At 58.7% G+C, this 3,362-nt stretch carries 3 protein-coding genes; 1 reads left to right on the forward strand and 2 read right to left on the reverse strand.

What is annotated here, in order from left to right; translation table 11 throughout:
- Positions 1-451: 451 nt before the first annotated feature.
- Positions 452-907 (reverse strand): hypothetical protein, encoded by a 456-nt coding sequence (locus IE158_RS13200; protein WP_189644170.1) that lies wholly within the window; start codon positions 905-907, stop codon positions 452-454.
- Positions 904-2,940, reverse strand: coding sequence for an excinuclease ABC subunit UvrB (uvrB, locus tag IE158_RS13205; RefSeq protein WP_189644171.1), 2,037 nt, complete (start codon positions 2,938-2,940; stop codon positions 904-906). The genes IE158_RS13200 and uvrB overlap by 4 nt, the downstream gene beginning before the upstream one ends.
- Before the next feature lie 92 nt (positions 2,941-3,032).
- On the opposite strand from uvrB, the gene IE158_RS13210 reads away from it, so the two are divergent.
- On the forward strand, positions 3,033-3,308 hold the full coding sequence (locus IE158_RS13210; RefSeq protein ID WP_189644172.1) for a hypothetical protein: 276 nt from the start codon (positions 3,033-3,035) through the stop codon (positions 3,306-3,308).
- The last annotated feature ends 54 nt before the right edge of the window (positions 3,309-3,362 follow it).

The raw sequence follows: 3,362 nt of genomic DNA on the forward strand, positions 1-3,362 counted from the left end.
ACACGGCAGGCGGTGACTCGGCCAGACCCTCTATTTAGATTTGTCCAGTTTTAGGGGAGCACTCCAGCAGGCTTTTTTTGCGGGTCGCCTAAGACACTCCAGCCGTATCTTCAAGCTGCCCAGGAAGATACAGACTGTACACCGCCTTGCAGGAATTCAACGCGTCAGCGCGAAAAGCTCCGTACCCTTAGAGCATTTGACAGAAAGATAGTTATCTTTTTGGCGAGCGAAGCGAGTGCAAAACATGGGAGCAGAACGAAGAATGGAGTGACTGCTGGTGCTTTTCCAGCAGGCACGTAATTTTGAGAACTGCTCTAGAGGTCAAGAACGTCTGCATCATCACCACCCGCGAAGGCTCCTGCCCATGTTGAAAAAAGGGAGGAAGGGGGCAAGGCGACGCGGGTTAGGGCAGCAGGATTTAGCCTGCACTGAGGCTAGAGCAAGAGCAGAATTATTCTCCGCCCCAAAACTGTTTTGGCTCTATCCCATACTTTTTCAAGAGCGTTTCGAATGCTATGCCCCAGTCGCCTGCTTCAGCATAAGCCTCGCCCCACTCCTCAAATTTTGCATCTAGCCCTGGTCTTTGGGCCAGCAATTCAAAAATGCCGTCTCCAAATCCATCTTCATTAGGCGGTCCAAAATAAGTTTGCAGGGCTTCAAAAGCAGCTCGGATAGCTTGTGCCGCCTGACCGAGTTCCAAATATTCAAAGAACCAAATGACATTTGGAACTCGGTCAGCACGGTAAATAAATGGGTGTAGAAAACCCTGCATAGCATAATCAGCATCAAAATCGGCGGCATCGTGAAAACCGACTTCGAGGCATGACATTTGTGCACGCCCTTCTTTGGTCTGGCCCTGCTGGACTATCTCGGCAAATCTTTTAAATCTGAATCGTTCTTCGCTCACCGCCTCCCCCGTTTCCTCACCTTCTGCCCCGGCACAGTCGCCTGCTTGAACTCTTTGCCCTGCAACTTGGCTTCAATGGCGCGGATTTGGTCGCGCAAGGAGGCCGCCAGCTCGAAGTCCAGGTCTTCGGACGCCTGCCACATGCTCAGTTCCAGCTCGGTCAGCTGCGCGGTCAGGGCCTCGCGGTCATCCCCGACATTGTCGCTAGAAATTTCGCCCTCGACTTCCTCGCCGCGAATCACGTCGCGCACGCTCTTGCTCACCGTGCGGGGGGTAATGCCGTGCTCCTCGTTGTAAGCCAACTGCCGCTCACGGCGGCGCGCGGTTTCTTCCATCGCAAACGCCATCGCTGGCGTCACCGAATCGCCGTACAAAATCACTTCGCCGTTCACGTTGCGCGCGGCGCGGCCAATCGTCTGAATCAGTGAGCGCTCACTGCGGAGGAAGCCCGGCTTGTCGGCATCCAGAATGGCGACCAGCGACACTTCCGGCAGGTCCAGCCCCTCGCGCAGCAGGTTGATGCCCACCAGCACGTCATAGTGCCCCAGGCGCAGGTCGCGGATGATGACTTGCCGCTCCACGCTGTCAATGTCCGAGTGCATGTACCGCGCCCGCACGCCTTTTTCCAGCAGATACTCGGTGAGGTCCTCGGCCATGCGCTTGGTGAGCGTGGTGACCAGCACACGCTCGCCCACTTTCGCCCGCTCCCGCACGCGGCCCAGCAGGTCGTCCACCTGCCCCCGAATCGGGCGCACGGTGACGGGCGGGTCCACCAGGCCGGTGGGCCGAATAATCTGGTCGGCCATCTGGTCGGAATGCTCGCGCTCGAACGGTCCCGGCGTGGCCGACACGAACACCACCTGCCCCGTCTTGGACCAGAACTCGTCCAGATTTAGGGGCCGGTTGTCCATCGCGCTGGGCAGCCGGAAGCCGTGGTCCACCAGGGTCTGCTTGCGGGCGCGGTCCCCGTTCGCCATGCCGCCAATCTGCGACACGGTCACGTGCGACTCGTCAATAAAGGTGATGAAGTCGTCTGGGAAGTAGTCCAGCATGGTGTACGGCGTCTCGCCGGGCCTGCGCCCATCAATATGCCGCGAGTAGTTCTCGATACCGGAGCAGTGGCCCAGCACGCGCAGCATTTCCAGGTCGTACAGGGTGCGTTCTTTCAGCCGCTGCGCTTCCAGCAGCTTGCCTGTGGACATGAAATACTCCAGCCGCTCCTCCAGCTCCTTTTCGATGCCGCCAATGGCCCGCTCCACGTTGCCGGCCCCCGACACGTAGTGCTTGGCGGGATAAACCACGGTGCCGTCCATGTCGGTGATGCGGTCCCCCGTCAGCGGGTCCACCAGGCTGATGCGCTCAACCTCATCGCCCCACAGCTCAATGCGCGTAGGCTGCTCGTCGTAGGCGGCCCAGACTTCCACCATTTCGCCCTTGGCCCGAAAGCGGCCCGGCAGCAGCTCAATGTCGTTGCGCTCGTACTGCATCCCCACCAGCCGCTCAATAATGGCTTCGCGGCCCACCTCCTCGCCCACCTTGAGCACCAGATTCAGCGCGGTGTACTCGGCAGGGTCGCCCAGGCCGTAGATCGCACTGACCGACGCCACCACAATCACGTCACGGCGCGTCAGCAGGCTGCGGGTGGTGGAGTGGCGCAGGCGCTCAATTTCCTGGTTGATGCTGGCATCCTTCTCAATGAACAGGTCTTTGCCAGGTACATACGCTTCGGGCTGGTAGTAATCGTAGTAGGAGATGAAAAACTCGACGGCATTGTCAGGGAAAAATTCGCGGAACTCGGCGGCGAGCTGCGCGGTCAGCACCTTGTTGGGAGCCATGATGAGGGCGGGGCGCTGGGTTTCTTCGATGACTTTCGCCATGGAGTAGGTCTTGCCAGTCCCTGTCGCACCCAGCAGCGTCTGAAACCGCAGGCCGGACTCCAGTCCGTCCACCAGGGTGGCGATGGCAGTGGGCTGGTCGCCCGACGGCTGAAACTCGGACCGGACCTGCAGGCGTTGACCCTGCGTTCTAGACATGCGAACTCCTAAGCTCTGAGTAGGGACGGGAGAGGGCAGAATGCATCCCTACAGTTTACGCTGTGGGCATAAGGGCGTTGTAAGATGAGCCGGTGGAATATCACCTCTACATCTACTCTGCTCGGGTAAAGCACTTTATCCAGCACCATGGAGGTTGGGAGAGCCACCCGGACGCAGCTTTTGCACTGCCCAAAAAGTTTGCTGCGGCCATCAGAGGGCGGTTACTCAGCTACGGCTTTGCCGAAAAGGACAGCGGTAAGTTTGAGAAAATGTACGGCTCCGTCCCTGTTACAGTCCGCACCTTTGCAGGTTCAGTCATTTTCTCACTGCCGTATCCGACTCAGTTTGAAGCTCAGCTCAGTAGGTGACAACTTCACTTCCAGCCCCTCCTGGTGGGCAAAAAGGCTGGGTCAGCAGGTCTA

Source organism: Deinococcus piscis, from assembly GCF_014653275.1.
Taxonomy (GTDB): domain Bacteria; phylum Deinococcota; class Deinococci; order Deinococcales; family Deinococcaceae; genus Deinococcus; species Deinococcus piscis.

Coding starts and splice junctions, on each gene's coding strand:
- uvrB (WP_189644171.1), bottom strand. CDS start 2,940: ATGTCTAGAACGCAGGGTCAACGCCTGCAGGTCCGGTCCGAGTTTCAG.